The following is a 24,375-nucleotide window of genomic DNA, read 5'->3' on the forward strand; positions in this document are numbered from 1 at the left end:
ATCGATTAGGAAAATCACATGATCAAGTTAGTTGTATTGGATATGGCAGGCACCACCGTGGATGAACACGGGGATGTGTACAAGGCGCTGGAAGGTTCGGTCACGGCCACCGGTGCCACGGTGAAGGCCGAGGACCTGCAGCGCTGGATGGGCGCGGATAAGACCGAAGCCATCGCGGCGCTACTGGAACTTGGCGGGATCACCCCCACCCCGGAATTGGTGGCACAACAGTTCGTGCTCTTTCGCGAGCTTTTAGCCGAGTTTTACGCGAAAACGCCTCCCGAGGCGCTGCCTGGTGTTGAAGAGGCTCTGAGGACGCTGAAGTCTCGCGGCATCAAGATCGGGTTAACCACCGGGTTCTCCCGGGATGTTGCTGCGCCAATCCTTGGGACCCTCGGCTGGGGCATCGGCGAGGGCCAGCTGCTTGATGCCGTGGTTACCAGCGACGAGGTCGCAGCCGGACGTCCTGCGCCCTACATGATTCACCGCGTCATGGAAGCCACCGGGGTCCATGACGTTCGCGCCGTGGTGGCCGGCGGAGACACCGTTGTCGATTTGCTCGCCGGTCACCATGCCGGTGTGCACCCTTTGGGTGTGCTCACCGGTGCCCTGAACCGAGAACAGCTTGAAGAGCACCCACACGATTGGGTCTTGGCCAGCGTGGCGGAGCTACCGAACGTTATCTAGTCGAATGCGACGTGTTGACTGCTCATATCTACAGCTTTTGAAAAGGGAACTACGGTGAGGTTTTCACGCCGTCCGCGCCTCTGCAAAAGCGCGTTGGCCTGAGCCGCATTCAACGATGATTCAGTCCGGGTAGCTCCACAGAAAAGCACCTTTGGTGCTACAAATAGTAATACAAATCATGGCCAGATCAAGCCGGTTCGCACCAAGACCCCGGTGCCGATGCACCACGCTGTACCCCCGGTTGAGCTCGAAGAAACCGAGACTGAGACGCACAAGGAATTGGTCGGAGTCTAGTCCGACCAGGCATTAGCTGTAATAAAAAATGACGGCGGTGGCCGGCAACGAATGAAAATTCGTTGCCGGCCACCGCCGTTGCTTATTCGCCAGCAAGACATCCGTTATGTGGGATCGCGGCTATGAATCGCAACCGTCATTGGCGCCGTTTTGTCAGCGCAAGTTGGCGTGCTTGAGCAGATGGGTCGTGATGCTGTTGCCGTACGGTATGTGTCCTTGCGTGCAAGCAGGGGTTCACACGACTTCGTCAGGACGGAGTGCTCGGTATTTCCCTTCAAAGTACATGAGTGGGGCGGGATGGTGCCCGTCTGTTGTACCCAATTCCATGACTCGCCCGATGACGATGACGTGGTCTCCTGCGTCGTATTCGGCCCAGATCTGGCAGTCGAGCCACGCAAGGGTTCCCTCCAGCAGCGGGTTCCCCTGGTCCGTTGACCTCACCGGGAGCCGCGCCCATTTGTCGGTGCCGCTGCGCGCAAATTGATCGGACACTGCTTCCTGTCCATGGGACAAGATGTTGACCGCGAAAGTCCCGGTGTCGCGGATCCGCGGATAGGTGCTTGAGGTTTTCATGACGCTGAAGGAAACCAGCGGCGGGTCGACCGAGACGCTGTAGAAGGACTGGCAGGTGAACCCGAGAGGCCCTTGGTCATCGTGTCCGGAGATGATTGTGATCCCGGAGGCGTAGCGGCCGACGGTCCTGCGAAAGCAAGCCGGGTCGATGGTATTGCTGGTGGTAGTTCTCATTCCTTGTCCTGTACGTCGCACTGCGGGTGGATTGGGAAGCTGCGATGTCATTCGGCGGGGCTGGTGAGCCGGGCGTCTAGTCCGTACTGTGCGGGGGCGCCAAGATGGTCGCGTAGGGTCATGCCTTCGTAGTCGTGGTGGTACAGACCTCGTTGCTGCAGAAGGGGGATGACTTCATCAACGAAGGTGTCGATTCCGTCTTCATTGATATCCGGGGAAACCCAAAAGCCGTCGCAGGCGCCTGCTTCGAACCACTCCTGCAGGTGGTCAGCGGTCACCGAAGCCGTACCGACCGGGGTGGGGTGGTAGTCAATGACTCCGTGGGCGAGGATGTCGCGAATGGTCCACCCTTCACGGGCTATTTCCAGGGCGCGCTCGGATCGAGGGTCAAACGGGCTGGCCTGGGCCGCGGCCAGTTGTCCGGGGCGCAGCGGCTCGTCGATCTGACTCACGTCCAGGTTCAGTCCCAGCATGGAGCCCAGGTAGGGAACACGGGCCGGTGCGGTGAGCTCGCCGAGGGCCACGCGACGATCCAGCGCGGCCCGCTTGGTAGCGGCAACGGCGGGCATCACGCCGGCAAAGAATTTCAGCTCATCCGAGTTCCGTCCGGCCCGCCGGGCAGCCTCGCGGTAGGCCTCGCGCTGCTGGCGGGCGTCCTCGATGCTGAATGTCGCTCCGATGACGGCGTTAGCGTATCGCCCGGCGAGTTCCAGCCCGTTTTCTCCGCCGCCGGCGGAGAAGATGACCGGTTGGCCCTGTTCGGAGGGTGGGATGGGCAGCGGCCCGCGTGAGGCGACGTGTTCGCCCTGCATGTGAATCGGTTGGATCTTTGACGCATCTGCGAAGCGTCCGCTTGTGGTGTCCTTGATCCAGGCGTCGCGCTGCCAGCTGCCCCACAACCCTTGAGCAATCTGGATAGTTTCGTGGGCCCGTTGGTAGCGCGCCGGACGCTCGGCAATCTGCTGGCCGAAGTTGGCGGCGGAAACCGAGTCGCTGGTGGTTACCGCGTTCCAACCGGCTCGCCCATGACTCATCACGTCAAGGGTCTTGAACTGACGAGCAAGATTGTAGGGCTCGTTAAACGTCGTGGAACCGGTGGCAACAAGCCCGATACGTTCGGTCTGGCGGGCGATCGCCGCCAGCGTCATCATGGGCTCCAAAGTGATAGCGGGTGACTCACGTTCCACGTCCGCCTGCAATCCCAGGAAATCAGGGAGGAAGATGAAAGCGAACTTCCCGCGCTCGGCGGCCTGGGCGTAGCGCACTTGGGCATCGAAGTTGGTGTAGTTGGCGGGATCAACGCCCGGGGCACGCCAGGCGGAGCCCTGGGATCCGTACCCGTTGCCGAGGTGCATGCCAAGGATCATCTGTGAATTAGTCATCTTGGTTCCTAGTCCGGCCCCCTATCGGGCCTTACGGTTGAGGTCTTGTGCTCGGCTTTCACCTGCACTGATGGTGAGGCGCGGCGCGAACAACGAAGCGCGCCGTGGTGGGTGCTTAGTACTGCCGGCCGGCCGGGAAGGCGTGGCGGCGTCCTGTAACCACGACGAGGAGAGCGGGCAGAAGCAGCACCAGGGTGGCCCAGGGCAGTGCCTTCGAACCGAGGCCGGCGAGGGTGAGACCGCCGAGGATGCCTCCGGCGGCGATGCCGAGGTTCCATCCGGTGACGAGGACCGATTGTGCGGTGTCGACGGCGAATCCGGCAGCATTGGTCAGGGCGGTCTGCTGGAGGCTCCCGGATGCTCCAAAGGCGATGCCCCATGCAACGACCGAAGCGAACACGAGTAGTGGTGTTTCGGAGAGCAGACCGAGGGTGAGCATGCTGGCCGCGAACAGGACCACGCTGCTGAGCATGAGGCGTCGAAGGTGACGGTCGATCAGGATTCCGGTGCCCCAGAGCCCGAGCAGGGCGGAGGTGCCGAAGACCAACAGGACCCCGCCGACGCTTCCTGCCATCCCCAGCGGAGACAGGAACGCAGCGATGTAGGTGTACAGCAGGATATGGGCCGTCACATACAGGACCGAGGTGATGATGATCGGGGCAATGCCCGGCAGGGCAAGTGTTTTGAGCACAGAGCTGCGTGCGTGCTTTTCCTGGCCCGGGAAGTCCGGGACTATTGCCAGAACCCAGAGGAGGACCGCGGCGCTGAGTACAGCCATCACCACGAAGGTCAGACGCCAACCGATCAGGTTCGAAAGCAGGGCTCCCGCCGGGGTTCCCACGGCTAGGGCTATGGGCGTCCCCGCTAGCGCGATCGTCACTCCCCTGCCCCGTTGTTCCGGGCTCACCAGGCGGCTGGCGTAGCCGGCGAGGATTCCCCACAGAACTCCGGCGAAGATGCCGGTGACGAAGCGAATTCCCAGGGTGAGCGCGTAGTGCGGCGAGACTGCCACGAGTAGGCTGCTGATGAGATATCCGGTGAGGGCCAGCACGAGTAGGCGCCGACGGGGCCACCCCATCGTGGCACTGATGATTGGGATGGCTCCGGCGATCGAACCGATGGCGTAGAGCGTTATCGTCTGCCCCGCGGCAGCTTCAGATACGCCCAGGTCCGCGCCGAGGGCGGGCAGGATGCCGGCGGGAAGTGTTTCCAGCATTGCGGTGAGGAATCCGGCGGCGGCCAGAGCCAGCAAACTACCGATTGGAAGCTTGGTTGAAGACCGTGCAGACGCGGTCTCGATTTTCGATGAGGTCATGGAACCATCGTGCAACCCTCACACCAATGGAAAGGTCAAGTCCGTTCGCGCGAATGTGATGCGGTCAACTTGCGACTTTCTCGCCGGGGGCCTCCATGGCCGAGTCCATGGCCTGGATATAGCGGCTGATGGAATCACGGTTTTGGACAAGAAGATCGATCTTCTGCGTCATTCGGTCACGCTCCTGAAGCAGGATCACCCGCAGTTCCGGATCCGGGTCGGTCACCACGATGGTTTGCGGCCGGTCCAAACACGGGAGGATGCTTCCGATGATCCGCGTGGGTATGCCCGCCTCGATCAGGCCGCGGATCTTGCCCACGCGGTCAACCAGATACTCGTCGTATGACCGGTAGCCATTCTCCAGCCGACGCGGCGTCACCAGGCCCTGCTCCTCGTAGTACCGCAACATCCGAGCCGGAACTCCGGATCGTTCGGACAGTTCACCAATGCGCATAAGGCCCTCCTTCATCACGACGATTTGACCTTAACACTAATGGAAGGGTTCATAATGAAGCCAACCACAAACCCCATGAAAGGAACCACATGAAAATCGGAATCATCGGTGCGGGATCCATCGGCGCGACCCTGACCCGCAAGCTCAGCAGCGCAGGACACGAGGTCAAGGTCGCCAATTCCCGCGGCCCGGAGACCATCAGCCCAGAACTTCTGGTTGTGGGAGCCACGGCGGTAACGGCCAGCGAGGTCGTCACCGACATCGATGCGCTCATCATCTCCGTTCCGCTCAGCAGCATCCCCGCGCTCAAACCTCTGGTCGCGAATCTTCCCACGGATGCAACCATCCTTGATACCTCGAACTACTACCCCATGCGCGATGGACAGGTGCCGGCCCTCGACCAGGGGCAGGTCGAAAGCGTCTGGGTCACCGAACAGCTCGGACGTCCCGTAGCCAAGGCCTGGAACGCCATCCTTGCGGGGTCTTTCGAGACCAAGGGCCAGGCCGCCGGAGATCCCGGTCGTCTCGCAATTCCCGTCGCCGCGGACCGCGAGACAGACAAGACCGTGGCCATGAGCTTGGTTGAAGACACCGGCTTCGATGCCGTCGATTCCGGCTCCTTGGCCGATTCATGGCGTCAGCAGCCCGGTGCCCCGACGTACTGCACCGATCTCACGCGCCAGGAAATTCCCGAGGCCCTTGCAAGTGCCAAGAAGGAACGGATCCCGCAGCGCAGGGATCTGGCAATGACCATGGTGATGGAGAAGATCGAGGGCGGCGTAGCACTCGTAAACGACGACATGGTCGAACTCAACCGATCCACCTACAACTAACGAAAATCACGGTCTTCCGCGGTAAAGCCGCGGAATGCACTAGATGAGGGATCGGCCCGGGACGCGCTGGGACCGATCCTATTGGCGTCATACTTGGCCGACAACGCGACACCGGCAGCGAATCTAGCTGCATCCGTCCTGGAAGAGAATTGGTTCCCAGATTCTGAACCGCGGCTTCTTCGGTGGGACAGCAAAGGCCCCAGAGTTGGCCATGGTCGGTTCGGATTCTTGGTCTCGGCGACGTCCGGGCGGAGCCGCGTGTGCCCCTTCAAGCCGAACGTCCATACCGACTTAGACGAGCATCTCGCTGAGCTCATGCAGGGTGGGCGGGTTAGCCCCATGACGACGCACCGTGGTGGCTGCGGCCGCAGACGCCGCGCGACCCAGGGTTGCCAGTGCCTCGTTGGTAAGTTCTCTCGTCCCGCGGTCAAGCAGCCCATGAATCAGCGCGGCCATGTAGGAATCCCCCGCACCGATGGTGTCGGCAACCACTGAGCTAACCGCTGGAACATGTAGTTCGGTGGCGGTGGTGGCCAGAAGTGACCCCTGCGCGCCCATAGTCACCACCACCAGCTCGGCTCCGAGTCGCAGAATTCGTCCGGCAACACCCTGCGCATCCAACGTTGGGTACAACCACGCGGCGTCCTCATCACTGAGCTTGACCACGTCCGTCAGCGGCACGAGGTCCTCGAAGATGGAGCGAGCCTCGGCCTGCGAACCCAAAAGTGCCGGCCTGATATTCGGATCGTACGTCACGACACATTGGCCATTCGCCTGCTGCAAAAGGGTTCGTACCGTTGTGGCTCCGGGAGCCAAGAAGGTAGCTATCGATCCGGTATGGATCAGCTTTGGCAGAGTTTGGAGCGCCGTTGGCTCCAATGTCCAGTGGACGTCAAACTCATAACTCGCCGACCCGTCGGCTGCCAGCGATGCCACGGCCGAGGACGTCTTTCCCGGCGTCTTGGAACCACTGAGGAGCCCGACGCCGACGCCGCCCAGGTGGTTTTCGATGGCCAGGCCGCGCTCATCGTCCCCAATGCTGGTCAACAACGCCGTATTAACACCGAGCCTGCCCAGCCCATAGGCAACATTCATCGGTGATCCGCCCGGATGCCCCACCGTTCCCGTGGGCGAAGCAACAATATCGGTCAGTGCTTCGCCGATCACGATCACCTCTGGAATCGAGGCGGAAGGATCAATGGATGGAAGCTTGGACATGAGGAGGGGCCTTTCACGGGTCCGTCCGCGGGCCTACTACTGGCCCGCGGACGGTATCTGTCGGATGTTGGTGCTGCCGATGCCGCGTTTAGGCGGTGGCAGCACCGGTCATGATTGCCACGGCGTCGGTCATGCTGTGTGACTGCGGCGTGATGGTGGCGGCGCACTTGCCGAGGCGCTGAATATGGATCCTGTCGGCGACATCAAACACGTGGGGCATGTTGTGGCTGATCAGGATCACGGGCAGGCCGCGATCACGTAGATCCCTGACAAGTTGCAGCACCTGATTGGATTCCCGCACGCCCAGCGCCGCCGTCGGTTCATCCAGAACCACGACCTTGGAGCCAAAGGCTGCCGCGCGGGCCACGGCAACGGCCTGGCGCTGTCCGCCCGAAAGATTCTCTACCGGGACCGTGACATCCTGCAGCGTGGAGATGCCCAGCGTGGTTAGTTCCTGCTTGGCCTTGCGTCGCATTCCCTTGGTGTCCAGCACGCGGAAGTACTTTCCCAGCGGACCGGCAAGCCGTTCTTCTCGTCCCAAAAATAGGTTGGAGGCCACGTCGAGTGCCGGTGAGACGGCCAAGTTTTGGTACACGGTTTCGATCCCGTGGGCACGGGCATCTTGCGGGCGTTTGAAGCTGACGAGTTGTCCCGAGACTTTCAGTTCTCCCGAGTCGGGAATCTCGGCGCCGGTCAGGCATTTGATCAGCGTGGATTTTCCCGCGCCGTTATCACCAATGATGGCCAAGACTTCGCCGGGGTACAGATCAAGGCTCACGCCATCCAGGCCCACGACGCGACCAAAGGTCTTGACGAGGTTTCGGGCTTGCATGATGGGTTGGCGGGTTTCGGTGTGAGCGCTCTGGTATTGGGTCTCGGTCATGATTTGGCCTTTCGAATCCACTGGTCGATGGACACAGCGAGGATGATAAGAACGCCTACCGCAAGGGTCTGGTAAAGCACGTCCAGACCGGCCAGCGACAGGCCGTTGCGGAATACGCCAACGATCAGCGCACCCAGCAGGGTGCCCCAGACGGATCCGCGGCCACCAAAGAGGCTGGTTCCGCCGATCACCACGGCGGTGATCGAGTCCAGGTTCAGGTCAACACCGCCGTTGGGGCTGGCCGCATTGGTTCGACCGATCTGAATCCAGGCTCCGACCGCCAGTACGGCGCCGGCTGCCAGGTAGACGCTCATGAGCACCTTGCTAACGGCGATGCCGGCCAGCCGTGCCGCTTCCTTATCGTCACCCACGGCATAAACGTGGCGACCCCAGGCGGTCTTGCCAAGAATGAAGGCGATCAAAACGTAGAGCAGAATCATCACGACCACGCCGACGGAAATTCGTACCGGACCCACGGGGAAGGTCGTGCCAGCCCAGGTCAGCAGGCCCGGCATTGAGGTACCGCGCACCGTTGCTCCGTTGGAGTAGAGCAACGTGAGTGCAATGAAGATGTTCAGCGTGCCCAGGGTGACGATGAAGGGGGGAAGCTTCAGTCGGGTCACCAACAGCCCGTTCAGGGCTCCAGTCGCGAGTCCAACCAGCAGCCCCACCAGCAACGCAACAGCCGCGGGAAGCCCGTTGTTGACCGCGAGTTGGGCCATCACCATCGAGGAGAGGATCATGATCGCGCCCACGGACAGGTCGATGCCCGCGGTGAGAATAATGAGCGTCTGCGCAATGGCCAGGGTGCCAACCACCGAGACTTGCTGGGTAATCAGCGAGAGGTTTTCCACTCGGAGGAACCTGTCATTAAGGAGACCAAAAACGATCACCGCAATGAGCAGTACCAGGGCGGGGCTGACGGCTGGATAACGGTGCAATACATTGCGTACCCGGTTAAGTGGGGTCTGGCGGTCAAGGAATTCCTCTGCCAGATCGGCTTGCCCTGTGGTGGGCGGGCCGGCGGTCTGTTGCTGAGTCACGATGGATCCTGATCTTCGAAGATGGTTGCTAGCGCGCAGCTAGCATGGGAAGCGGAGCGGGAGAGTTATTTTCCCCAGCAGATATCTGCGGCCGCGGTGGTAGTGATGCTCTTGATGCCGTCGGCCGGCTTGTCGGTGACAAGTTCAACACCGGTGTTGTAGAAGTCCAGGCCCTCGGAATTGGCAGGCTTTTTGCCCGTGGTCGCCAATTCAACAATTGCCTCAACACCGAGTTCGGCCATCTTCACCGGGTACTGCTGGGCGGTGGCGCCAATGACGCCGTCCTTGACGTTGTTGACGCCGGTGCAGCCGCCGTCAACCGATACGACCAGAACGTCCTTGTCTTTTCCTGCCGACTTCAGGGCCTCGAAGGCTCCAGCCGCAGCAGGTTCATTGATGGTGTACACCACGTTGATGTCCGGGTTGATGGACAACAGGGTTTCCATGGCCGTTCGGCCGCCGTCTTCGGCACCCTGAGATGCCTGGTTGCCGACGATTTCGTAGTCTCCGCCCTGACCACCGCTGTATTTACCGGTCTTGGCCTCATCGCCATTCTTTTTGGCGTCGGCGGTGTCGACTCCAAGTCCCGTAAGGAATCCTTGGTCGCGGTTGTAGTCCACGGAGACGATCTTGTCATCGAAGAGGTCAACCATGGCGATCGTTGCCTTTTGGCCCTTCAGCTGCGCCGCAGTCCACTTGCCGATGAGCTCGCCGGCGGCGAAGTTGTCGGTGGCAAAGGTGATGTCGGCGGCGTCCGCCGGATCCGGAGGAGTGTCCAGTGCGATCACAAAGAGTCCGGCGTCCTTGGCCTTCTTCAACGCATCAACAACCGATGGGCCGTTGGGGGTGATCAGGATTCCCTTGTCACCCTTGGAGATGGCGTTCTCGATGGCTTGAATTTGGGTTTCTTCGTCCCCATCGGCCTTTCCTGCGGCAAGCGTCAGATCTACGTTGCCGGTATCCGCAGCCTTCTTGGCTCCGTCCTGCATGGAAACGAAGAAGGGGTTGGTGGTGGTCTTGACGATCAACGAAACCCCCACTTTTTCTCCCGAAGCGCCGTCGCTGGCACCCGCGGCGTCGGACGTTGAGCCACAGGCCGAGAGGCTCAACGCTGCGAAGGTCATAGCTGCGCCTGCGGCTAGAACTCGTGTGGACTTTGAAAAAGGGGCTTTGGAACTCAACATTCGATCTCCTGATGTTTGCGGCCGGACTGGCCTCGACAACGATGTCAGGTACGATGTAAGCAGGATCACATCCACAATGTCAATAGGGTTCAAACTGAAGGAGCGATTTCTTTGACAACGATGTCTAATCGTTACCAGCCACCGCTATCCCCGAATCGGCCGACCATGCGTCACGTGGCAACGCTTGCCGGCGTCGGGATCAAAACGGTGTCACGGGTGATGAATGAGGAGGCGGGCGTATCGGAGGCAACCCGCACCAAAGTATTAGAAGCCTCCCGCCAACTGAACTACCAGTTGGATGTCACGGCCGGGTCCCTGCGTCGCGCCGGACGACGAACTCTCTCCGTCGGATTGCTCCTTCCGAGCGTTTCCAACCCGTTCAGCGGTGAGATCAACAGGGCGCTCGAAGATGCACTCAGCGCTCGGGGTATCGCCGTTTTTGCTGCCAGCCTGGATGATGACCCCCAGCGCGAGCAGTCCATCATTGCGGCATTTCTCGGCCGTCGCGTCGACGGGTTGGTGCTGACGCCCATAGCCAAAAACCAGTCGTACACAATCCCCGAGCACTCCCGAGATCTGCCCATGGTCTTCATTGACCGCGAGCCAGTAGGTGTGGATGCCGATGCGGTGGTCACCGACAACGCCATTGGCGCCGCAAAGGCCGCCGCCCACCTGTTAGCCCACGGTCACACCAAAATCGCATATCTTGGCGACCGGACCGATATCCAAACGGCCCGGGAACGTAAACGAGGGTTCCTCGAAGAAATCGGCCGAGCTGGAATTCCTTCCTCCTCGGTGCCCATCCGTGAAAACCTGCACGACGAGGAAACGGCCAGGCAGGCAGCAATTGAGCTCCTGACCTCAGAAAACCCTCCCACCGCGATCTTCTCCAGTCAGAACCTCGTGACGTTCGGAACGATGCGCGCACTGAAGGAACTGGGCAAAAACCGGGAGGTAGCACTGGTCGGATTCGATGATTTCACCCTCGCCGACATGATGGATCCCGGCGTGACGGTCATTGCCCAACACCCCGATCGCATCGGCATCCGCACGGCCGAACGACTGCTGGCACGGATAGATGGTGATCAGGAACCACCGCGCACTTATGTCATCCCCTCCGAGCTAATTCAACGCGGATCCGGCGAAATCCGCCCTCCGGCCTAGCCCAAAAACCCTCCATTAATCTCACCTTCGTACCTCGAAAGGACCACCATGACCAAGACGTTATTTGCCGAGTTCACCGTCAAGGAAGGCAGCGAAACCCGCGTTGCCGAGATGATGCTCGAATTAACCCAACTCGTGCGGCAAGAACCCGGGAACGAGCTGTTCCTGCCGTATCTGCGTGAGGAACAACCCCGCAAATACTTCGTCTTCGAGGTCTATCGGGATGACGCCGCCTTCCAAGAACACATCACAGCCGCATATGGCGCGCGATTTAACAAAGAACTGGCCCTGCATATCGAAGAGTCAGCCTCACAACTCACCTGGCTGACGCCGCTGCAGTAATTGCTCCCCACGCTCGCGCCGAGACGTCTGAGTCTTCTCCAACATTGAATTTTATGACTCCTGACCCCGCCCCAAACTGGTGCGGGGTCAGGAGAATGCGCCGCTGGCGAAGTGGAAATATCCCCGGCACAATTCGTCCCTTTAAAGCCATTGACTTGTCCGACGGACATCTCCTAGAGTCCTACGCACTGACTGACAACGTTGTCTATTTATCTGACACACGCGATGAAGGGTGAGAGCGAAAATTGAAAAAATCCACGATGTATCGGACACGAGGCGCCGCCGTTTTGACACTGGCCAGCCTGTCTCTGGCAGCAGCATTCGCAGGTTCCGTGCCCGCCTCGGCCGCCACGCTGGGGGACGAACAACACCGACCGGCTTATCACTACACGCCGGAAAAGAACTGGATGAACGACCCCAACGGGATGGTCTTCTATAAGGGTGTTTACCATCTGTACTACCAGCACAACCCCTCCGGGAACACCTGGGGCAACATGTCTTGGGGACACGCAACTTCCAAGGATCTTCTGCACTGGGAAGAACAGCCACTGGCCATCTCCACCGACGATGAGGAAGACGTGTTCTCCGGCAGTGTTGTCGTGGATTCAACCAATAGCTCAGGACTTGGTACGGCCAAGAACCCACCCTTAATCGCCATTTACACCAGCGCGTACAAGGAAGCCTCCGAGCATCGCGGCCTGCAGGCGCAGTCATTGGCCTACAGCCTGGACGACGGACAAACCTGGACAAAGTACTCCGGCAACCCGGTGCTGAACCGCAACTCTGCCAACTTCCGTGATCCCAAGGTGTTCCGGTATGACAACCCCGCCGGTGCCGACTACTGGGTAATGACCGCGGTGGAAGCACTCGAGCACAAGGTGGTCCTGTACAAGTCAACTGACCTCAAGGACTGGACCGCCCTGAGCGAATTCGGGCCAGCCAACGCGACCGGCGGGATATGGGAATGCCCCGACCTGTTCCCCTTGGCCGTGGACGGAGACAAGACCAACGTCAAGTGGGTCATGGTCGTGAACATCAACCCGGGCGGCGTGGCGGGCGGCTCGGCCGGACAATACTTCGTCGGCGACTTCGATGGCAAGACCTTCACCTCAGATACCACCGAACCCGTCCCCGAGCTTCCTGCCGGAACCGTCATTCAAGGATTTAACAACGGCAACTACGCCGACTGGACCGTGAAGAATGAAACGGGCAACGAAGCGAACGGACCGTTTGGCACCGCTCCGGCATCCGGAGCTCTTCCCGGACAGCAGGGCGTCACCGGCTTCACCGGCGAGGGGCTCATCAACTCGTTTAGCGGCGGCGACTGGCCAACGGGCACCATGAAGTCCCCTGCCTTCACGATTTCGCAGGACTACATCAACTTCCTCGTCGGAGGCGGCAAACACCCGCGGACCTCGGACAAATTGGATAACACCCCGGCAGCAGGAGAGCTGCTGTTCGACGGGTTCGAAGTCCCTGCCGGTTCAACCCTGGCCGACCAGGGCTGGACGGGAACGGAAGACCTGGCTCCGAAGTACCAGCCCTTTGGCGGAGGCGGCAACCAAGCCATCGGCAACCATCTGATCAACACCTTTGAAACCAACGGTGGAGGAGACGAACGCCAGGGCACACTCACCTCGCCAACCTTCACCATCACCAAAAACAATCTCAGCATGCTTGTTGGCGGAGGAAACCGCACCAACGACCCCACGCAGAAACTAGAAGCACAGCTGCTTATTGACGACGACGTTGTGCGTTCCGTGGCCGGTGACGAGGAGGGAGCACTGAATTGGAAGTCCTGGGATGTGGCGGAATTCCAGGGCCAGCCGGCCCAGGTACGAATCGTCGACCAGGCAACCGGCGGCTGGGGACACCTCACCCTTGACCACCTGATCCAGACCGATACCCCGGCAATTCTCCGTTCTGATGAAACAACGGTCAATCTAGAAGTTGCCGGAAAGGTCGTCCGCACGACCACCGGCGCCAATAGCGAAGCGCTCGATTTGGCCTCTTGGAACGTTAAGGAATTTGCCGGACAGCAGGCACAAATCACCATTGTGGATAACAACAGGGACGGCTGGGGACATATCCTCGCCGATGAATTCATGCTGTCCGACCAGCCCGTGGTCTCGGCACTGGATACCTACGATTGGTTGGATTATGGCCGGGACTACTACGCCTCCGTCTCCTTCGCCAATATGCCCGATGACAAACGCGTCATGCTCGGCTGGATGAACAACTGGGACTACGCCAATGACATCCCCACGGACCCGTGGCGCAGCGCCATGGCACTGCCGCGCGAAGTGAAGCTCACGCAGACTCCCGACGGGCCGCGTCTAGCGCAAAGCGTCGTGAAGCAAATCAACAAGCTGGCACAGAAGCCGAGCTACTCGAGCAAAAAAGCCAGCCTCATCCGAGAGGGAAGCACTCCCCTGCCGGCCTCCACCAATGGCCAGGTCCAACAGGTCGACATCACCTTCAACCCCGGGACCGCCACAAAGTCCGGCATCACGGTGCTGGGTGATGAAAAATCCTCCACGGTCATTGGCTACGACTCCACCACGAAGAAGATGTTTGTTGACCGCACCAACTCGGGCAACACGGCATTCCATAAGGCATTCGCCTCCATCGAAGATGCCCCGCTCACCCTGGACAAGGACGGCAACGTCACCATGCGGATCTATCTTGATCACTCATCGGTGGAGGTCTTCGCCCAAAATGGTTTGCGGACCATCACCGACCAGGTCTTCCCCAATGCCGGTGCAGACAAGATGGAATTGTTTGCCGAAGGCGGGAGTGCACAGCTGAAGAAACTGACCGTGACGCCATTGGACAAGTCCATGTTTGTCGCAGGGAACAAGTAATCCTCCCGCTCTCTCCGGATTTCACGAACCACTGATTTTCGGAGAGCCACGGCACCAGGTCGTACCGCACTCGGTTTCGCTCGCGGTCATGACGGCACGACGCGCCAAATAAACAACGCAGTCCCCACATTTCGGGGGCTGCGTTGTTCATTCCAGCCGGAAGGCCAACGGCAGCAAACTTTGCCCTTGCCCACTCAGTTTCCATCGCGGGGACCCGAACCCGCGTTAACCTTCGAGTCCTAGAATCGGGGTGGACGCAGTCGAGGATCGCCGCCTTTCGAACGCGCCGAGGTACTGCCGCTTGTTGTTCCAGTAATGCGGGGAAAGGATCCATGCGATGGCCGAGGGATCACGGGGGCGTACAGCGTCCCGGCATGCTTCCCAGCTGCAGTCGACGGGGAAAGACGGATCCGTTCTTACTCTGGCCACCGACTATCTGGACCGGCACATCACCGAACTGCACACCCAGGGACCGCAGGCTTGCGAGGCAAACCCGGAGGCCAGAAATAGAGGGGCACCCCGGGCATTTCCCTCCTCCAGCAACCAACCCCAACGTTGCTTTCCGGATTGGGAGTTCATAGACGCAATGATCCAGAACTTGACCAGCGGCGCGATTACGAAGGTGGTGATCGGAGCTGCCGCGTCCTCGGCGTCCCGCGTGAGAGATACCGAGGTCGCCACACGGATAGCTAGCTTGGCTAGGTATTGTGTAGGGTGGGAATCGCAGGCCACAAGCCTTGCCAAGTGGGCCATTCCTGGACGAGGTGTATGCATGCGGATCCAAAGTTGTCTTTATGCCATAAAGAAGGCCGACCGGTTGGTCGATGCGTTGCGGCTGGCCGACGAGCTGGCCGTGGAAGCTGGCAGGGACGGCGGAGTGCGAAACCTGCGCCTGCTGCGCAGCACCATTTCCGGAGCCGACCAAGTCACGGCGATCGCAGCCATCCACGCCCTCGCCCAGGTCAGCGACGAGGAAGCCGACCAGCACCTAGCCGACCTGCTCTCCAGCGGCCAAGGGTTCATCCGCGAACATGCCGCCTGGGCCCACGGTTCCCGGACCCCGCGTAGTAAATCCGTGGGCCGGCTCATCGGTCTGGTGCAGACCGGCGGGTTCGCCGGGATGCTCGCGCAGCGAACCCTCGAAGACTGGGCGGCCACCGTGCCGGAAATGATCACCGTGGGGCTCGAGGGCGCGTTGCTGGGCGTTACGGACGAGGCGGGACGCTATCGACTGGCCGAAACGCTGGGCTTGGTGGGGCACGAGACAGCCATCCTTCTGCTTGAACGCATCGCGCGGGACAGCCACGAGGCGGAAGCTATCCGGGTGGCCGCGGTCATTGCCCTGGGCCAGCACCCGTGCTCCGAGGACACCAAGACGTACCTCGAAACGATCGCGGAGGAAAACTGCTTGCTAGCCCAGGCTGCCCGGCTCACCCTGGCGGACCTCGCCGCAGGCGCCACCCCACGGCCCGCACCCGGGACTCCCGGGCAAGGGCTCACGATCGCCCAGCTATTCCTGCATGCGGACATCGACGCGCACCTGAGCCACGCTGGAAGCGGGGACACCGGCGGGATCGCGACCCTATTGGTGCGCCTGGGCGATGCGCTGGTCCACGGCCATGGGGACAACCCGGCGGCCGGCACCGCGGGACCCAAGACGGACCGCAGTTCCACGGTCAACCGCGTGGTGACGCTTTCCCGCGGAGGCCTAGACGAAGCGGTGCGGAGCCTGGACACCCTGCGGAAGACCGCCACCGGCCATGTATACGGCCGCGTTCCCCTGCTGCAGGGCCCCCTGCCGTCCGCGACGGCGTGGCCGTTGCGGGTCGCGGCACGCCGCGGCATCCACCGCATCCTCACGTCCATGGGACGGGTCGACGTACTGCACCTGCGCATGGCCGACGTAGGGAGCCTGGCCGCGTTCGACGTCGCCCGCAAGCTCGAGATCCCCGTCGTATTCACCGTGGCACCGGACCCGCACGCGGTGATCAACTCCATGGATCTTTCCGGGCAATTGACGCGGGAGAACTTCGGGACCATCGACGAGGTCGAGCATTTCTGGTTCCGTGCGCGCCTGGTCCAGCGCATGGCCGCCACGGCGGCACACACCGTGTTCTTCCCGCGCCCGGAACTTGCCCGGGACATGAAGGAACTGGTGGGCCTGGACATGGCCCTGGAGCCCGAGCGTCACACCATCGTCCCGAGGGCATCGATCTAAAGGTCATCGACCGGGCCGTGGCCGAAGCTCAGGAGCATGCCGCCGGGCGCCCGGCCACTGAACCGCTGGTGCAGCTGCGCGAGCTGTTGGCGCGGCTTCCCGCAGAACGCCACGGGAAGCCGCTGCTCATCAGCGTGGGCCGGTTCCACCGCGTCAAGGGCATGGCCACCATCGTGGAGGCCTGGGCCGGTTCGGAGCTGCAGCAGCGGGCCAACCTGCTGCTGGTCGGCGGGAACCTGCGCCATCCCTCCCCCGACGAACGCGAACAGCTCGAGAGGATCAACGCGCTGATCGATCCCGGATCCCGCGAACCGAACGGACTGATCCTCTCCGGGCACCAGCCCAACGACACCGTGGCCCGCTGGGTCGCCGCGGCACGCACCGGGGTTCCCGGCCTTGCCGCGGGTTCCGGCGTTTATGTCTGTGGCAGCCTCAAGGAAGAATTTGGGATTGCCCTGCTCGAGGCCATGGCCTCGGGCCTGCTGGTGGTGGCCCCGGATTCCGGGGGGCCGGCGACCTACCTCGAGCAAGGTCACACCGGGTTCCTCACCGCTACCTGGGACACCGCTCGGCTACGCGCCGCCATCCTCGAGGCGCTGGAGTCCGCAGCGGTCGAAACCAGCCAAGAGCGTGCCATGTATTCACGTTCCGTCGTTGAGGCCGACTACACGGTCCAAGCCATGGCTCGCGCCCTGGCCAAGGTATATTCCGATGTGCACCACGCAGACGTGGAGCTTCAACGAGAGCTGGTTTCCGCCCCATGACGTTGCTGATCATCAGTCCCGACTATGCCTCCCACCTTTACCCGCTGGCCGCGCTGGGCACCAACTGGCTTGAAGCGGGCGAAAGAGTGGTGGTTGCCACCGGCGAAACGACCGCGTCAATCGTCGACTCCTTTGGCTTCGAGCATGTCCACCTGCAACTGAGCCGGGGGTCGAACCCCGGGGTGATCCGTGCGGAGGAACAGCCCGAGGGTGAGGACGACGCCCTGCGTGGATTCTTTGCCGCCACCCGCCTGGGCATGGTTCAGACGTTGGCTTTCCAGGCCGAGGAACGCATGAATGACCTCATGTGGGAACCGGTGAAGACCGCCAGGGCCGTGCAGCAAATCATCGACGAGATCGCACCGGACACGATCATCGTGGACCATCTGGCCTTCAGCGCCCGCCTGGGCATGGTGGCCGCCGGGATCGAGCACATCGACGTGGTGTTGGGCCACCCCACTGCCCTCCCACTTCCGGCAGCAGCCGAAGTCTACGGCCTTCCCCCGGCGTGGCCGGCGGCTTTCTCCCCGGAGGATCAAGAAATGGAGGAGCTGCGGAATCTGTGTACCCGGGTGTCCGAATCCTTTACCTCCGAGTGGAATACGGTCCTGGCTCAGTTGGCACCCGAGCTTGAACCCTCCCCCGATGCTTTTGCTGAACACGGGGACGTGCTGGTTTTCAACTACCCCGGTGAACTCATGAGCGAAGAACGTGCCGGGCATCTTCCGCCGCATGTCTTCATTGGGTCATCGGTTCGTGCCGAAGCGGCAGAGGACCACGTCCACGCGTGGATCTCCGAGAGCGACGAACCATTTGTTTATGTCAGCTTCGGCAGCTTCCTCTCGGTGCGCGGAGATGTGCTGAACAAGGTTGTCACGGCCCTGAAGGAATCGAATATCCGTGCCGCCGTGGCCTATGGATCCGCCGGCGCCGAGTCCTTGGGCGACGTCCCAGAAAATTGGCTTGTTGGTGAATTCCTGCCACAGGTCACGCTGCTGGGTTCCGCCGCGGCCGCGGTGACCCACGGAGGAAACAACTCGGTCACCGAATCCCTGACCTTCGGGGTTCCTACCGTCGTGCTGCCGTTTTCCACGGACCAGTTCGCCGGCGCCGCTGCCCTGGAGGACATCGGCTTTGGTGCCGCACTGGCACCCAACACCGCCACGGTCCAAGAGCTCCGGCTTGCTCTGGGTGCCATGCTGTCACTTCCGCAGGACACCCGCGACGAGCTGCATTCGCTGGGCCAAACCCTGCGCGAGGGTGCTGGTCGAAGTCAACTGCGTGCAGCTCTGGCCAAGGCAACCACCGGAAAATAGACGCTACTGTGCAATTAATGGCTCAGTGCCTGATGGTCGTTTGATGGTGCCCGAGCGGCGGTGCGCCAGGCGACCTGTCGGCTCCATGCGCGGAGCGCACGGACGAAAAAACCAGTATGGATCCCGATTTCTGAACGGAAGATGACCACTGTGGAACCGAATTCAGATCAAGAACCAGCCGTGGGTCGCAGCCGGGCAACGAACCAAGCCGATGTGATTCTATTCTGGGCAGTACGCCTGATCTCGACCCTCGGTGTGGTTGCCGTGATCTGGGCGGCAATCGCCACCGGTGACATGCTCGTGCACGGGCACCCGGCGTACACGATCCTTCTTGGACTGCTTTTCATCGTCTGCACGGCGGTCGCCATCCGCTCCTGGCGCCGACACACGCCCGGGCACCGCAGATTCAAGGTGCTGCGCGCCCTCGGTCTGCTGGTCTCCTGCGGGGTTCTGGCCCTGGCCGGCTGGCTCGTACCGTACAGCGCTGGGCCCGCGGCCCGCTCGGCAATGATCTCCGACAGCGCTCTCACCGTCACGGAGTCCCCCACGCAAATCTTGATGGCACCCACCGGCACGCCCAGCGACGTCGGGGTGTTTTTTCAGCCCGGAGCCTTGGTCGACGCCCGGGCCTATGCCGCGATCTTGCGGCCGCTGGTCGAGAGCGGCCACACCGTCGTCATCCCGAAACAGCCCCTTGGCATTGCCTTCTTATCCACGAACGCCTTCAACACCGCACGCACCGAGCACCACCCGGTCGACCGGTGGGTGCTCGGCGGGCATTCACTCGGCGGGGTCGTGGCAGCGATGAACGCGCAGTCCGCCGCCAAGGACCTCGGCAAACCCGTGGCCGGGGTACTGTTCTTTGCCTCTTATCCAGCCTCGGACATCAGCACCCTGCCGGTGCCCATGCTTTCGATCTCAGCGTCGAATGACGCGTTGACCACCCCGGAAAAGGTCAAGGCCTCGCGTTCTATGCTCCCGAAGGACACCATCTTCACGGAAATAGAAGGCGGTGTGCATGCACACTTTGGTGACTACGGGACGCAATCCGGGGACGGCGAGCCAACGCTTTCCCGCGACGAGGCGCGCACCGAAATTTCGGCGGCGAGCCTCGGCTTTGTGCAATCGCTGGGCAGGTAGCGCCCCGGCAGAGTCCCGTCTAGTTCTGGATCAACGGGTAGTCAGTGGACTCGGGAGCCTCCTCGGTGTCGAAGGTGGAGACATCGATTTCGTTAAGCGGCGGGCCCTTTTGCCAGCGATGCGCCAAATCCGGGTTAGCGATCGCCGCGCGCTCACGGCTCCGGTGCGCTCTCCGGAGCGGTGGCGTAGGCGATCGAGAGTCGCTGGTAGGAACGGGTCGTCAGCGCGACAAGGCCCAGGAAAATCGAGGCGACCCCGGAGACCAGGAATACTAGCGCGATCCCGCGGGCATCTCCCTCCCCCAACAACCAACCCCAGTCTTGTTTACCCGATTCCGAGGCCATGTAGGGAATGATCCAGAATTCGGCCAGCGGCGCGATCATGAATGCGGTGATCGGTGCCGCGGCCGACTCGAAGGTCATGGCAAAGCCGAACACCCGCCCCTGCACCTTGTAGGGAACGACCTTTTGGATCACCGTCTGCTCCGCGGCCTCCACCGCGGGAATCAGCATCATGTAGATCCAGATGCCCACCGCATAAAGCCACCACCACTCGCGGATGGTAAAGGTTGCGCCCAGCACGCCCGTGCACGCGACCAGAATCAGCATGGTGCGAATCGGATTCTTTCCCAGCCCAAATTTGGCTACCAGTCCCCCGCCAATCAGGAATCCGGTGGCCGTCACCCCGAGCACCACACCCCAGGCCTGAACCGGGAAGATCGTCAGGCCGTAGGGATCCATCAGCGCCATAAACACCCCGCCGGTGAGGTTGTTAAAGGTGGTGAACAGGATCAGCGCAAATAACCCCTGCGTCGCGCGGACCGCCGCAATCCCGGCACGGAGTTCGGCAAAATTCTCACGTCCTTCGGCCCGAAGAATCTTGGGTTCGGGAATCCGCAGGACCAAAAGGTGCGCCAACACCACCACACAGGCCACCAGCGCAATGATGAGCGTTCCTCCCATGCCCAAAAAGCCGATGGACAGGCCACTAAAAACGGAGGTGATCATAAATGCTAGGCCCTGCACGGTGCCCACCAGTCCGTTGGCGTTGACCCTGCGATCCGCTGGAACCAGCAGCGTGACGGAGGTGGACAAGGCAATGTTGCGCAGCTGCTCGATCACCGATCCGATGAGAATTACCAGGGCAAAAAGCCAGAACCACACGCCGGTCAGGCTCATCAATTCGGCCTCGGGAACCATTAAGAACATTGCCGCTGCCACCAAGAAGCAAGCCACGGTGAACAGCGTGGAACCCACCATCACCGCGTGCTTGCGGTACCTGTCCACCAAGACCCCGAAGAAGAGGCCGAAGAAGGCGACCAGCAACATGTAGGTCCCGCCAATGAGTCCGGTGGCCAGCACCGAACGGGTCTCCAGATACACCCAGAAGGTCAGGGCAAACCAGAGGAAACTAGTGGTGATATTGGCCAGGGCCGTATTAACCAGCACATGCAAAAACGTGCGATGCCCCGCGCGTGGTGGCGTCGTATGGGTGGCGGCTTGCCTGTCGGTCGTTTCGATGTCCGCGGAGGACGGGTCTTCCTGCGACATGCTCCAAGCCTAGAACCGGGTCGGGCACCGCGGTAGGTCAAAGCCTAAATCCGAACAACTCCCCGATGGTGGCGTACCGCCTATGATCTACCGATCGCGACGACAGTTAGGGCCGGGTGGTGCGCTCCAGGAGTTCGAGCACATGCTCGTAGGGCTGCTCGGTCGCCCGACTCATGCCCAGTTCACACGTCCTGTTACAGGAGGCATGAGTACTCGCACCGAACTCGCGCACCTCGGCGGCCTGTGCTTCGGTGGCGGAGGCGGTGAGTTCGGGATGCAGCATGCCGCGGTCTCCCGCAAAGGCACAGCAGCCCCAGCTTTCTGGAACCCGAACCGTGTCGGCCACTGCCTCGGCAACTTGATGCAGCGCGGAGTTCAGGCCCATCCGGGTGGAGGAACAGGTGGGGTGCAGCGCGAGGCTGGCCACCTTGTGCCCGGCGGGAAGCAACGGCAGGATGTGCTCTGCGGTGTATTGCACCACGTCAATGATCCGCAACGGTTTGGCTCCGGCGGGAACCACTTCGTTTTCAATGCTGTGGAGCAGCCCTTCGGTGCACGATGAAGCGTCACAGAGAATCGGCAACTCACCATTATTGCTGGCTTCTCGCAGGGCAGCGACGGTACGCTCCCCCATGGACTCGCGCCCCTTGGCCATGCCCTTGGAAGACCACGGGGTGCCGCAGCACAAGGCATCGATGCCCTCTGGCACCAGCAGCTGGACACCTACGCGTTGGGCCAGGGCGCTAAAGCTCTCTTGGATTCCCGCTTGGTGCGGGTCTGCCGGGCCGAACATGGTGTTCACGCAGGCAGGGAAATACACCGCGACAGGTGTTTTAGCCGGCGCAGGACGGGCACGCTTGCGCCCGCCGGCGGGCAATTCCGCCGAATAGAGCGGTAGCGTATCCGCGCCCAAGACTGCGCGCCCGGCCTGGTTGGCGCCGAGGACCAACGGAAGCGGGATCTTCTCGGCCACGCTCAGGAGCTTGCCCGCACCCTGGGTCACCGCCGACCAGTGCTGTGCGGCGGCATCCCACACCGCTCCTTCAACCTTGTTCACGTTTTTGGCCCGCAGTTTTTTCACCAGGGTGCCGGTGTTGATGTCTACCGGGCAAGCGGTCTGGCACATGCCGTCCACCGCGCAGGTATCGACCGACTCGTAGGAATAGTCCTTTTCGAGTTCGGCCACCAGCTTGGTATCCCCGGCCAGCCGAGCCGTTTCGATGGCGCGCAGCGTGACGATGCGTTGACGTGGAGTCAGTGTCAGGTTCCGCGAGGGGCAGACTGGCTCGCAGTAGCCGCAGGCGACACAACGGTCCACTTCCGGATCCACGGCCGGGGTGACCTTGATGTTGTTCAGGTGGGCCGTGGGGTCTTCATCCAGGATGACTCCGGGGTTCAGCAGCCCGGCGGGGTCCAACAACACCTTGAGTTCGCGCATCACCGCGTAGAGTTCATCACCATATTGGCGGCGCACATAGGGGGCCATGACCCGGCCGGTGCCGTGCTCCGCCTTCAGTGATCCACCCTCGCCGAGCACCAGATCCACCATGTCTTCGGTGAAGGCCGAGTAGCGCCGCAGCTGGTCCTCGGTGTTAAAGCCGTCGGTGAGCATGAAGTGTACGTTTCCGTCCTTGGCGTGGCCGAAGATGACGGAGTTTTCGTATTCGTACCTCTCAAAGAGCACCGAAAGCTCTGCGCACGTCCTGGCCAGGGCAGGCACCGGAACCACGATGTCTTCGAGCAATGCCGTGGTTCCCTGTGCACGGGCTCCGGCAACGGAGGCGTAGAGGCCCTTACGCAGTTTCCACAATTGGGCTCGGGTTTTGGCATCCGGGCTGAAGTGCGCTGGGGCGCTGAGCTTCAGCGTCTCGGTCAGCGCCAGCCCCAGATCCTGCCGGTCGGCCAGTTCGGCGGCGCTTGAGGCGGTGTATTCGACCAAGAAGGCGGCATGGTCTTGCACGTTGAGGTCGGTGATGAGCTGCGGAGTTCCCTGCAGGGTTTGGCCCACCTTCAACGAGAGTGAATCCATCAGTTCAACGGTTGCCGCCCCGGATCCCACCAAAGCCTCGAGCGACTCGTTGGCCGTAAACAGGTCATCAAAGACCAACAAGGATGTGGTGACATGCTTGTAGACCGGCACGGTTCTAAACGTTGCCTCGGCCACGAATCCGAGGGTGCCCTCGGAACCTATAATGAGGTGTGCCAGAACCTGTGCTGGATCTTGGTAATCCACAAAGGAGTTCAGTCCGTAGCCCATGGTGTTTTTCATGGAGAACTGGTGCTTGATGATGGCCACCGATGCGGGGTTTGATTGCACGCGTTTGGTCAGTGTTTGAAGGCCAGCAAAAATCGCTGGCTCGAGTGCTCGAAGTTTCGCATTGGCGTCCGGCGCACCGGTATCAATCACAGTGCCACTGGTGAGCACGATGACCACGGATTCCAGAGTCCGGTACACGTTGTCCACGGTGCCGCAATGCATGCCAGAGGAATTGTTGGCCACCACGCCGCCAATGGTGCAGGCAGCCTCGGAGGCCGGGTCGGGCCCGAACTTGCGCCCGTAGAGTGCCAACCGTGCGTTCAGCGCTCGCACGGTGACGCCGGGTTGAACCCGCACGCGTGCGCCGTTGTCCAAGACCTCGATGTCCTTGAAATTCTTGCGCACATCAACCAGCAATGAGTCGGTGACGCCCTGGCCCGAGAGCGAGGTCCCACCGGAGCGGAAGGTCAGCGGCATATTGAGCTCCGCGCTGGCCTTGAGCAGGGCGCCAACTTCGGCAGCGTTGTTGGGGATCGCTACGGCCTGCGGTGTCAGCAGAAAGTGGGATGCGTCGTTGGCATAAGCATGGAGGTCGATGGCACGCTCAGTGATTTGGCCATCATTGCTCATCGCGCTGCGCAGTGTAGAAATCAAGGTCATTTCATCCGTTTCATCAAGCATCAAGATGTCGGCAAACTTTCTCAGGTCTTGAGATCCACA

19 protein-coding genes are annotated in these 24,375 nt (G+C 61.4%); 9 read left to right on the forward strand and 10 right to left on the reverse strand.

Annotated elements, in window-relative coordinates; genetic code table 11:
• The first annotated feature begins 18 nt into the window (after positions 1-18).
• Positions 19-687 (forward strand): phosphonatase-like hydrolase, encoded by a 669-nt coding sequence (locus KUF55_RS16895; RefSeq protein ID WP_132360365.1) that lies wholly within the window; start codon positions 19-21, stop codon positions 685-687.
• A 528-nt stretch (positions 688-1,215) separates the two neighbouring features.
• On the opposite strand, the gene KUF55_RS16900 is transcribed toward KUF55_RS16895, so the two are convergent.
• The 4 genes from KUF55_RS16900 to KUF55_RS16915 all read right to left on the reverse strand — a co-directional run bounded on the left by KUF55_RS16900 (position 1,216) and on the right by KUF55_RS16915 (position 4,879).
• Positions 1,216-1,728 (reverse strand): flavin reductase family protein, encoded by a 513-nt coding sequence (locus KUF55_RS16900; RefSeq protein WP_132360367.1) that lies wholly within the window; start codon positions 1,726-1,728, stop codon positions 1,216-1,218.
• Positions 1,729-1,775: 47 nt separating this feature from the next.
• Positions 1,776-3,110 carry an NtaA/DmoA family FMN-dependent monooxygenase gene (locus KUF55_RS16905; protein ID WP_132360369.1) on the reverse strand — a complete coding sequence of 445 codons (1,335 nt, stop codon included), beginning with the start codon at positions 3,108-3,110 and terminating at the stop codon, positions 1,776-1,778.
• Between the two features lie 115 nt (positions 3,111-3,225).
• Entirely contained in the window at positions 3,226-4,425 is a 1,200-nt protein-coding gene (locus KUF55_RS16910; RefSeq protein ID WP_218817395.1) for an MFS transporter, read from the reverse strand.
• A gap of 64 nt (positions 4,426-4,489) precedes the next feature.
• Positions 4,490-4,879 carry a MerR family transcriptional regulator gene (locus KUF55_RS16915; protein ID WP_218817396.1) on the reverse strand — a complete coding sequence of 130 codons (390 nt, stop codon included), beginning with the start codon at positions 4,877-4,879 and terminating at the stop codon, positions 4,490-4,492.
• Positions 4,880-4,968: 89 nt separating this feature from the next.
• On the opposite strand from KUF55_RS16915, the gene KUF55_RS16920 reads away from it, so the two are divergent.
• Positions 4,969-5,712, forward strand: coding sequence for an NADPH-dependent F420 reductase (locus tag KUF55_RS16920; protein ID WP_218817397.1), 744 nt, complete (start codon positions 4,969-4,971; stop codon positions 5,710-5,712).
• Between the two features lie 291 nt (positions 5,713-6,003).
• Here the strand turns inward: KUF55_RS16920 and KUF55_RS16925 are convergent, their stop codons facing one another.
• The 4 genes from KUF55_RS16925 to KUF55_RS16940 all read right to left on the reverse strand — a co-directional run bounded on the left by KUF55_RS16925 (position 6,004) and on the right by KUF55_RS16940 (position 10,040).
• Positions 6,004-6,930 (reverse strand): carbohydrate kinase, encoded by a 927-nt coding sequence (locus tag KUF55_RS16925; RefSeq protein ID WP_132360377.1) that lies wholly within the window; start codon positions 6,928-6,930, stop codon positions 6,004-6,006.
• Positions 6,931-7,018: 88 nt separating this feature from the next.
• The gene (locus KUF55_RS16930) at positions 7,019-7,813 is read right to left on the reverse strand and encodes an ATP-binding cassette domain-containing protein (protein WP_132360379.1); all 795 of its coding nucleotides are present in this window, start codon (positions 7,811-7,813) and stop codon (positions 7,019-7,021) included.
• Positions 7,810-8,856 (reverse strand): ABC transporter permease, encoded by a 1,047-nt coding sequence (locus tag KUF55_RS16935; RefSeq protein WP_218817398.1) that lies wholly within the window; start codon positions 8,854-8,856, stop codon positions 7,810-7,812. Before KUF55_RS16935 ends, KUF55_RS16930 begins: the two co-directional genes overlap by 4 nt.
• 65 nt (positions 8,857-8,921) lie before the next feature.
• Positions 8,922-10,040, reverse strand: coding sequence for a substrate-binding domain-containing protein (locus KUF55_RS16940; RefSeq protein ID WP_218817399.1), 1,119 nt, complete (start codon positions 10,038-10,040; stop codon positions 8,922-8,924).
• Between the two features lie 165 nt (positions 10,041-10,205).
• On the opposite strand from KUF55_RS16940, the gene KUF55_RS16945 reads away from it, so the two are divergent.
• The 7 genes from KUF55_RS16945 (at position 10,206) to KUF55_RS16970 (ending at position 19,848) form a co-directional block, all read left to right on the forward strand.
• Positions 10,206-11,204 carry a LacI family DNA-binding transcriptional regulator gene (locus KUF55_RS16945; protein WP_218818846.1) on the forward strand — a complete coding sequence of 333 codons (999 nt, stop codon included), beginning with the start codon at positions 10,206-10,208 and terminating at the stop codon, positions 11,202-11,204.
• 48 nt (positions 11,205-11,252) lie between these two features.
• Positions 11,253-11,546 (forward strand): putative quinol monooxygenase, encoded by a 294-nt coding sequence (locus tag KUF55_RS16950; protein ID WP_218817400.1) that lies wholly within the window; start codon positions 11,253-11,255, stop codon positions 11,544-11,546.
• A 260-nt stretch (positions 11,547-11,806) separates the two neighbouring features.
• Positions 11,807-14,410: a GH32 C-terminal domain-containing protein gene (locus tag KUF55_RS16955; RefSeq protein WP_218817401.1), complete on the forward strand. Its 2,604-nt coding sequence runs from the start codon at positions 11,807-11,809 to the stop codon at positions 14,408-14,410.
• 772 nt (positions 14,411-15,182) lie between these two features.
• Positions 15,183-16,628, forward strand: a complete 1,446-nt coding sequence (locus KUF55_RS16960; RefSeq protein WP_255557134.1) for a hypothetical protein — start codon at positions 15,183-15,185, stop codon at positions 16,626-16,628.
• Positions 16,629-16,645: 17 nt separating this feature from the next.
• The gene (locus KUF55_RS18880; protein WP_255557135.1) at positions 16,646-17,392 is read left to right on the forward strand and encodes a glycosyltransferase; all 747 of its coding nucleotides are present in this window, start codon (positions 16,646-16,648) and stop codon (positions 17,390-17,392) included.
• Complete coding sequence (locus tag KUF55_RS16965) at positions 17,389-18,708, forward strand: glycosyltransferase (protein ID WP_218817402.1); 1,320 nt, start codon at positions 17,389-17,391, stop codon at positions 18,706-18,708. Before KUF55_RS18880 ends, KUF55_RS16965 begins: the two co-directional genes overlap by 4 nt.
• Positions 18,709-18,858: 150 nt before the next feature.
• The gene (locus KUF55_RS16970; protein WP_218817403.1) at positions 18,859-19,848 is read left to right on the forward strand and encodes an alpha/beta hydrolase; all 990 of its coding nucleotides are present in this window, start codon (positions 18,859-18,861) and stop codon (positions 19,846-19,848) included.
• Between the two features lie 152 nt (positions 19,849-20,000).
• Here the strand turns inward: KUF55_RS16970 and KUF55_RS16975 are convergent, their stop codons facing one another.
• Both KUF55_RS16975 and KUF55_RS16980 read right to left on the reverse strand, forming a co-directional pair.
• Complete coding sequence (locus KUF55_RS16975) at positions 20,001-21,398, reverse strand: MFS transporter (protein ID WP_218817404.1); 1,398 nt, start codon at positions 21,396-21,398, stop codon at positions 20,001-20,003.
• A 106-nt stretch (positions 21,399-21,504) separates the two neighbouring features.
• Entirely contained in the window at positions 21,505-24,315 is a 2,811-nt protein-coding gene (locus KUF55_RS16980) for an FAD-binding and (Fe-S)-binding domain-containing protein (RefSeq protein ID WP_218817405.1), read from the reverse strand.
• Between the last annotated feature and the right edge of the window lie 60 nt (positions 24,316-24,375).

Origin of the sequence: Paeniglutamicibacter sp. Y32M11 (assembly GCF_019285735.1) — a bacterium.
Lineage (GTDB): Bacteria > Actinomycetota > Actinomycetes > Actinomycetales > Micrococcaceae > Paeniglutamicibacter.

Bases quoted from the DNA above. Each gene is read 5' to 3' on its own strand.
- KUF55_RS16980 (WP_218817405.1), bottom strand. From the start codon at position 24,315: ATGACCTTGATTTCTACACTGCGCAGCGCGATGAGCAATGATGGCCAA.
- KUF55_RS16940 (WP_218817399.1), bottom strand. From the start codon at position 10,040: ATGTTGAGTTCCAAAGCCCCTTTTTCAAAGTCCACACGAGTTCTAGCC.
- KUF55_RS16910 (WP_218817395.1), bottom strand. From the start codon at position 4,425: ATGACCTCATCGAAAATCGAGACCGCGTCTGCACGGTCTTCAACCAAG.
- KUF55_RS16945 (WP_218818846.1), top strand. From the start codon at position 10,206: ATGCGTCACGTGGCAACGCTTGCCGGCGTCGGGATCAAAACGGTGTCA.
- KUF55_RS16905 (WP_132360369.1), bottom strand. From the start codon at position 3,110: ATGACTAATTCACAGATGATCCTTGGCATGCACCTCGGCAACGGGTAC.
- KUF55_RS16950 (WP_218817400.1), top strand. From the start codon at position 11,253: ATGACCAAGACGTTATTTGCCGAGTTCACCGTCAAGGAAGGCAGCGAA.
- KUF55_RS16900 (WP_132360367.1), bottom strand. From the start codon at position 1,728: ATGAGAACTACCACCAGCAATACCATCGACCCGGCTTGCTTTCGCAGG.
- KUF55_RS16930 (WP_132360379.1), bottom strand. From the start codon at position 7,813: ATGACCGAGACCCAATACCAGAGCGCTCACACCGAAACCCGCCAACCC.
- KUF55_RS16915 (WP_218817396.1), bottom strand. From the start codon at position 4,879: ATGCGCATTGGTGAACTGTCCGAACGATCCGGAGTTCCGGCTCGGATG.
- KUF55_RS16895 (WP_132360365.1), top strand. From the start codon at position 19: ATGATCAAGTTAGTTGTATTGGATATGGCAGGCACCACCGTGGATGAA.
- KUF55_RS16955 (WP_218817401.1), top strand. From the start codon at position 11,807: ATGTATCGGACACGAGGCGCCGCCGTTTTGACACTGGCCAGCCTGTCT.
- KUF55_RS16965 (WP_218817402.1), top strand. From the start codon at position 17,389: ATGACGTTGCTGATCATCAGTCCCGACTATGCCTCCCACCTTTACCCG.
- KUF55_RS16960 (WP_255557134.1), top strand. From the start codon at position 15,183: ATGCGGATCCAAAGTTGTCTTTATGCCATAAAGAAGGCCGACCGGTTG.
- KUF55_RS16975 (WP_218817404.1), bottom strand. From the start codon at position 21,398: ATGTCGCAGGAAGACCCGTCCTCCGCGGACATCGAAACGACCGACAGG.
- KUF55_RS16925 (WP_132360377.1), bottom strand. From the start codon at position 6,930: ATGTCCAAGCTTCCATCCATTGATCCTTCCGCCTCGATTCCAGAGGTG.
- KUF55_RS16920 (WP_218817397.1), top strand. From the start codon at position 4,969: ATGAAAATCGGAATCATCGGTGCGGGATCCATCGGCGCGACCCTGACC.